The organism is Myxosarcina sp. GI1 (genome assembly GCF_000756305.1).
Taxonomy (GTDB): domain Bacteria; phylum Cyanobacteriota; class Cyanobacteriia; order Cyanobacteriales; family Xenococcaceae; genus Myxosarcina.
Map to the genome: position 1 here is coordinate 1 of NZ_JRFE01000005.1, position 7,595 is coordinate 7,595.

Annotated in this window: 4 protein-coding genes and 1 pseudogene; all 5 read right to left on the reverse strand. The window is 47.3% G+C overall.

Annotated features, from left to right (window positions below):
- Positions 1-1,316 (reverse strand): ScyD/ScyE family protein (locus KV40_RS01960; RefSeq protein ID WP_036477483.1); only part of this gene is annotated, 1,316 nt, incomplete at its 3' end.
- Between the two features lie 171 nt (positions 1,317-1,487).
- The gene (gene scyC / locus KV40_RS01965) at positions 1,488-2,459 is read right to left on the reverse strand and encodes a scytonemin biosynthesis cyclase/decarboxylase ScyC (protein WP_036477486.1); all 972 of its coding nucleotides are present in this window, start codon (positions 2,457-2,459) and stop codon (positions 1,488-1,490) included.
- Between the two features lie 15 nt (positions 2,460-2,474).
- Positions 2,475-3,530: a tryptophan dehydrogenase ScyB gene (gene scyB / locus KV40_RS01970; protein WP_036477488.1), complete on the reverse strand. Its 1,056-nt coding sequence runs from the start codon at positions 3,528-3,530 to the stop codon at positions 2,475-2,477.
- Positions 3,531-4,397: 867 nt separating this feature from the next.
- Positions 4,398-6,245, reverse strand: a complete 1,848-nt coding sequence (scyA, locus tag KV40_RS01975; protein ID WP_036477490.1) for a scytonemin biosynthesis protein ScyA — start codon at positions 6,243-6,245, stop codon at positions 4,398-4,400.
- Between the two features lie 162 nt (positions 6,246-6,407).
- Positions 6,408-7,595 (reverse strand): annotated as a pseudogene (locus KV40_RS35560) (hypothetical protein); the annotation flags it as partial.

A 7,595-nucleotide genomic window follows, 5' to 3' on the forward strand; every position in this document is an offset into this window, starting at 1 on the left:
GGCGGGGTCTTTTGTAGCACGGTGACGCTTTCTACCTCTTCACCGTCTGGGCTGATGCCGTACATCACGTTGCGCGCCGCATCGACGGCATAAAGATTGCCGTCCGAACCGACCTCGATGTCGTTCAGGTTGCTCTGGGTGTTGAACAGCGTGGTTGCGCCGTCCGGACCATTTTTGAGGGCGTATTGCACCGTGTCCAACGCCAGAGTCCAGGTCGCCTGCGAGGGATCTTTGCCAAACAAACCTTCCAACTTAAGTACACCGCGTAAGCCTTCGCCAAATTCGCCCAACGCCTCAGCAGTATCCTCTGAGAGACCGCCTCCAGAGGCGATCCATGCCGTGCCGTCGTTGTCGATCGCCAGACCGTTTGGACCGATGGAAAGGATGCGGTCTTCGCCAGTGTTCGGGTCGTATTCGATGGTCGAGGGCAAACCCTCATAAAGCCGTTCGTAACCACCGTTTTTTAAGTCGATTCTACCAATCGCGCCAGTATAGCCAGCGCGCTGGCTGACCAAACCTGGAATGAATTGAACGCTTAGCGCGTCGTCAACGTTCGGGTCGTCTGCTGGCGTGCCATCGCCTGATTCGAGAACGTAGAGGTTGCCGTCGGGACCAATATCCATGCCGCGTGGGTTTTTAAGGTTCTTCGCTACGACCTCGTATGACCACTCGCCAGACTTAGAGTTTTGCTCGTAGGCAAGAACCTGACCTTCTTCAACATCGCCGTTGTTGATTGCGGCGTAAACCTTGCCCTCGTGCGCGAACACGTAGTTTCCAAAGCGCAGCTCCTCACCAGAGATCTGCTCGCGCGTGCCGTCTGGGTCTACCCTAATCAAGCGGCTCGGCGGCAGGTCTTCGGTAGAGAGGGTGGGATCGTAAACGGTGCTGCCATTTTCGTATTCGAGGACGTAAAGTGCCTCGTCTTCGTCGAAGGTTAGACCGTTAATCTGCTCGAAGCCGCTGGCGTAGATCTGACCAATGCCGCCTGGAGTGCGTCCGTCGAAGCTGGCAACGCCTTCAGGTTCGCCCACGCGCAGCACGCGAGCGTAGCCTTCGGGGTAGGGCAACGCGCTTAGCTCAGAGGCGTAAAGTGCGCCGTCGGGACCAACTGTTACGGCTGTAGGCACAGCCTCGTTCTGGCGGTTAAAAAATCCGGCGTTGCCACTGGAGTACTGCGCTGGAAGGCTAGGAATCACGTCTTCGTTGCCAGGTGCCGCGTTTGTTGGCGGAGTTTGTGCCTCTGTAGAATTTACTGGGGGAGTTTGTCCCTCTGTAGCGTTTGCTGGTGGAGTCTGTTCGTTCAAAGTTTCTTCCATTTCAAATTTCCAATTTCAAATTGTGTTAGTGTCGTACCTTGAAATCAGAGATAATTGCTGATAGTGATTTATCTAAAGCTCAAATTCGGCTTTGGCAAACATAAACAAATCAATTGCTTGAGTTTTATCTCTTATGCGGTGCAAATAATGTGTATAAATAGAGTTTCAGCTTTAGGCAGAAGCTACAGTTGCTTTGGAGTCAGCGGGTTTGTAGCTCATACCATGGGCAAATGTTTCCGTGTTACCTGCTTTGGCTTCCAGCAAACGCTTGACGTTCATGCTTTCAGCTCCGTAGTCCTGAATCTGTAGCTTGCCGCGACGCAAAGATTTATGCAGGGGCCAGAAGGTAATTCGGTGTTGAATAAATCCTCGTGCATCTGGGTCGCCAAAAGCGTAGGAACAGGGAATGATTACCGTTGGACAACGCTGGGTGAAATCGTCGTCGGGATAGTAAAAGTTTTGTTCGATTAGGTAGTAGTTGTTAAGGTCATGAGTCCGCAGGCTGACTTCTACCTTCTGGCTGTATTCATCGAGGAAGTTACCCGAATCTGGGGCAATCTCGCCATTGGCATGGAGAAAATGCGCCCAGTCTTCCATGTTGCGGAGATCTTGCAGGTATTCAAAACCTAACTCGATTGGAGCATTGACATAGATAGTGTCAGTATCAATCTGATAGCGTCCCTGAGCGGCTTCAGTTCTACCAGTGCTGCGCTCCAAAATCGCTTTTAAAGAGCGACATTCGGAAGTGTGGACAGTTTCAATTCCCTGCATGATCATTGGCGTTCGCCGCTTGGGATCGACAAAGCTGAGCCAGTGAAAATAAACTCCTGGTTCGTCCGTACCGGGTTCGATGTATTCTGGTGGAAACAGGAAAACGGGATAAACCTGAAAATATTTTTGGTACTCGAAGCCGCAGTGCCATTCAATACCGCGAAAGAAAGGATTTTCTATTCGTTTGACGTGGTAGTAAAGATTGTTTTGATAGCCAGAGGCAGTACCCAACCACGTATCTTCATCAATCTTTTCGATCATGCGGCTGTAGAGAGTCCAGTCATCAAGATTCTCCAGGCTACAGAGATAGTCAAAAGCCATTTCGGAAGAAGTGGCAATATACGCAGATGTGGCAAAGGTATTTTCTTCCATTAATTAATCCTTTCGTTAGTGTTCCTTTGTCGCTTTTTGCAATCTCGCTTTTTTAATGCGTTCCTCTGCTAATTTTTGAGCAGCTTCAAAATTGGTTATGTCCTGTTGCTTGGCAATGTTAAATATTTCCAGCAAGGTGTCATAAATACCGTTTAGCTGTTTAAAAGCTTTGTGTTCCTCATAGCCAATCATTTCGTTGTAAACGTCGATCAAGCCGCCAGCATTGATAACGTAGTCGGGACAATAAAAAATACCTTTGGATTTAAGGAGTTTGCTGTGTAGCTGTTCGTTTTCAAGCTGATTATTAGCAGCTCCAGCAACAATAGAAGCTTTGAGTAGAGGAATAGTTGAGTCGTTTAAAGTTGCTCCTAAAGCACAGGGGGAAAAGACATCAACATCGAGAGTATAAATTTCATCGGGTTCTACAACTGTAGCTCCGTAAAGGCGCTTAATTTCTGCCGTTCTTTCTGAATTAATGTCGGTGACAAAAAGAGTTGCTCCCTTTTCGTAGAGAAGCTTACACAGATTGCTGCCAACATTTCCCAGTCCTTGAATAGCAATTTTTAGCTCGTCGAGTCTTTTTTGTAAGCCAAACTCTACTGCCGCTTTTATCCCAAGCAAAACTCCGCATGCTGTTATAGGAGCGGGTCCTCCAGATTTTTCTGATACTCCCACAACATACTTAGTTTCCCGACAGATTTCCCGCACGTCGCGGGGAGAAAGATTTACATCCTGTCCCGTAATAAAACGTCCGTTCAAGCTGTTGACAAATCGTCCATAAGCTCTCAAAAGTTCGCTGGTTTTAGCTCGCGGGTCGGCAATGATTACCGCTTTACCGCCACCAACGGGAATGTTGGCACAGGCTGCTTTGTAGGTCATGCCGCGACTGAGGCGAAGAACATCTCGCAGTGCATCGGCTTCACTTACATAAGGCCACAAGCGAGTTGCTCCCATTGCCGAACCCAGGCTGGCATCGTGAATCGCAATTATTGCCTTTAAATTTTGTTCTGGGTTATGACAAAAAAGAACTTGTTCGTGACCCATTCGTGTAACAGTTTCAAAAAGCTCCACGCTGCTCCCCTTCTACACCTGATTCAGCTAATAGTTTGCTATTGTTGGTAGTCATTAAGTAAGTCTATTAGTCACTATAAGTAAGTAAATTCAAGCGATCGGTAATTGAATAAAGAAAAGACAAGCTGGCTTTTCCTATTTTTTTTATCGTCAATAAACTTCACTTCCCAACTCGGTCTATTTAAGTAAAATTAGGTTGACAAACGGTTACGCAAGCCCTAAATTGGAGAATATTTTTCAGAGGCTGTGAACTGAATTCAGTTTATGGAGCTTGAAAGCCCCAATCGCGCCTCTTTGGGTTGCTGTTCCGTTTTACGGCAGGGAACGTAACCTAATTTTTTTATGTCTAAACCTAATGCTTTAAAGTTCGAGCCTGGTAGTAGTTTTTGAGTAAAATCCGAGAGATAAATCGCTGTTCTTTTGTAAGATAAGCTTCAAAAAAACCTACGCTTCTAAGAATTAGGTTACAGAATGTAATAAGCCATGCCAATCAACTATCTTTTGACAAAGTGACTATTTTTTAGATGAACGACTAAACTATTTAGTTGAATTTATTTAGATTGATAAACAAACTGACATAACTCGACCGTGTTTTCGGTCGAAATTCAGCAATATTTTATGTTTCGATTTTGCCAAGCTGTTTTTACTAGAAAGAAAAACAAATAAAATGTCAGTTTCAACAAAAGAAAAGTTACATTTAGCTAACAATTGTCGCTAATAACTTCAAGTTTTCGTTCAGGCGATCGCATCGATCTGCTAAGTCGCCCATCAACAAACAAAGCTTTAAATACAGGCATGGGGAAAAGGGCAGGAAAAATCAACCCAATTTCCCAGGTTCTAGTTTTGGAGTATTAGTTTTGCCAGGGCTTAGACCAAGGGAAACGAAACTTGCTTTTCTTTCTGCTCCTGCTTAGTAGATTTAACGCCCTGAGCGCTGAGGCTCTTGTTACGTCCTTTAGAAGGTGCAAAGCGAGTGGGGTCGATAGTGACATCAAGCACCACAGGACCTGTTGCCGCCATCGCTTTTTCTAGTGCTGCCTCAAGTCCCGCCTCAGCTTCGACGCGGATACCTTCAGCACCCATGCCGCGAGCAATGAGACTAAAATTCGTGTCTGGTAGTTTGGCATCCGCCCCTTTCATCCCTAAAAGAGTCATCCCCTGATTGCACATATTGTAGTAAGCATCGTTGAGAACGATCCAAACGGTAGGAAGCTGATACTTAACTGCCGTGCTGACTTCGCTATTCATCAGCATCGAGCCATCGCCGACGATCGCCACAGCTTTACCGTTACGTCCTCTGGCTGCGCCAACGACTCCAGTAACGTTGTGTCCCATCGAACCAACTCCCGTACTGACTCGGTAGCGATTGGCTTGGGGAAACCTCAGCATATTAGTCGTCCAGGTAAAGGAATTTCCCGACTCAGACAGAACGACTGCATCGCTACCCTCAATCACGACGCGCTGAATTGCCTCCATCAGGATTTCAGGTCTTACTAAGTTGCTCCCAGCTGGAGCGATTTCGTTCCTTTCGGGATTTGGTAGAGCGAAGTTTTGCTCGGTTTGCCTGGGAAAGTTCTTGAGTAATGCTTTTACAAAGATATTGGCATCCGAGATAACGGGAAAAGTAACTGCAAACGGAAAAGCGACACCAGGAACTTTAGGATCGACATCAACGTGAATAAATCCCTGAGCGGGAACCATATCTTTACTCCAGAAAGAAGTCGGTTCGCCAAGACGGGTTCCCAGTACCAGAATACGTTGAGGCGATCGCTCCTGCATGTAGTTCATCACCGATTCGTGTCCGCCTACGCCTGTTACACCTACGTATTGGGGATGATTTTCGGGGAAAATGCCTTTACCACGAGGAGAACACATAACGGCGGCTCCAGTTCTTTCTGCCAGTTCGCGGATCGCTGCTGCTGCCCCTCGTGCGCCAAAACCAGCCCAAATTGCAAAAGATCCTTCCGAGAGTAACTGTGCCGCCATCTCCACCGTTGACTGGCTGGGAACTGGAAGCGCAGGAGTGAGATTAACTTCAGGGATAAGAGTTTCAATATGGGTGGACTGAACGATAGTCGGAATACTAATATGAGCTACAAAACCCCCTGGCTGTGCCAAACCTAGTGCCAATCTGCGGGCGATTTGGGGAAGTTGCTGTGGGGATTCTAAAACCGTTGCATAGTTAAACAAAGCACCAGAGGTAAAAATTCCGCCCTGGGGAATTGTCTGGTCGCTCGTTTCTTGAATTGCCCAGCGTCCGCGCTGCGGGGCTGAAGTACAGGCTGAGAGGTGAATGACCTTCGCTCCTTCATCCCTTGCTGCCAGCAGACCTGTTAGAGCGTTGGTAATGCCGGGACCTGCGGTAGTAAAGACCACAATCGGGCGATCGCTTGCAAAGTGAGCCTCTGTAGCGGCGAAGGCGGCTCCTCCCTCGTGACGGCAGTGCAGTACGTCAATTGACGGGCTATTAGACAAAGCACCCCACACCGTTGCCATCGCGCCGCCAGACACGCCAAACGCTTCTTTAACTCCCAAGTTTTCTAGGACTTTGACCAGTGCCTGAGCTACGGTCAGTTGCGGAATCTCTGGTTCGGGTTTCTTAGTTTGGGTGGCGATGCCTTCGGCTAGCTCCGCAAACGCCTTGGTGCCATTACCGTCTCTATTAGCGGTTTTCTTGCCATTGGATGAGGATAGTTGTATTAAATTATCAGTCATTGCTTCTTATTTAATTATCGAGAAAAATAGTGCGTCGATTGGGTCGTAGCGAGGAAATCGCGATCTAGGTGAAGGTATATTACCAAGGTCGCACTGGCAAATCTGCAATGCGACCCTGATTTGTGAATAGATTTGAGTCGGCTAAGGAATTATCTTAAGCAACTACATATCACCCATGATTCCAGAAAGGTCAATCTCAAAGCCACCAGGAACTTGCAGTACGTTATCCTCTCCAAGAACAGGAGTATCAATACCAAATAGATTGGAATTACCCTCAATGTCAGAGATTTCGGAACTGAAAATTTCAGAGCCGCTACCGCGAAAGACTTCTATCATGTCATCGCTATTGAAAACAGAACTATAGTAGTCTTCAACAAAATCAGGGAAAGATATCTTAAGATTGCCAGCCTCTGAACCGTCCTCGTTAAAGACAGGAGCCTCTAGCGAAATATCGAGTTCGCCATCTTCGTTGGAAGGGTTGACTTTAACGCCGTTGGGAAGCAGTAATTCGTTGGTTTCAGCATTGAAAATAGGAACTTCACTGACAGAAGCATTCGTGTTTTCTCCATCGTTCGCCTGAAGATTTTGAAAATCAATCTCATCAAACAATGGTTCTTCATCTGCGGGTTCCGAAGCACCGCCATCGCTTGAAGAATCTTGGTTAAGGCTACCAAAATCAGCGAAATCAAAATCCCAATTATAGTTAGAATTAGATTCCATAGAATTATCTCCAGGAGAACTGTTGTTTTCAGCAGGTGCATCTTCGCTGTCAGCTACTCCACTAGAAACAGCAAGTTCCTCGTCAGAAAGACCTTCGGGAACTTCGCCCTTAAGGAAAGTATTTCCAGAAGGAATATCGGAAGAATTGGAAGAATCTGCCGTCGGGTCAAATTCAAAAGGATTGCCACCAACAGCACCACCAGCATTGCTGCCAAGAGGGCTGCTACCGCCAGTAGACCTATCACCGCCCATTCTGGAGTTGCCGCTGTCTTCATCGGGGGCATTGTCACCATCCATCGAGTTAGGTTTGCCGCCTTTACCAGGAGCAGCATTACCAGCACCATTGCCAGCACCGCCAAAGGAAACATCAGGCTCATCTCCTTCAACTAAAGGATTACCTTCTTCTAGAGGATTGAAGTTAGCAAAAGGATTACTAGCACCATCAGCACCGCCGCCAAAACCGCCACCGCCGACGTTACCAAAGATATCTTCGGCACTGTCGATGCCAGGAAGGTCTAGCAGGCGACCAAAGGGGCTTTGTTTGATTAATTCGTTGGGATCGCCTTCACCACTTTGTTCAAAAGTACTAAAGTCGTAATCGGGGTTGGTATTGCTATTAGGAGCACCGCC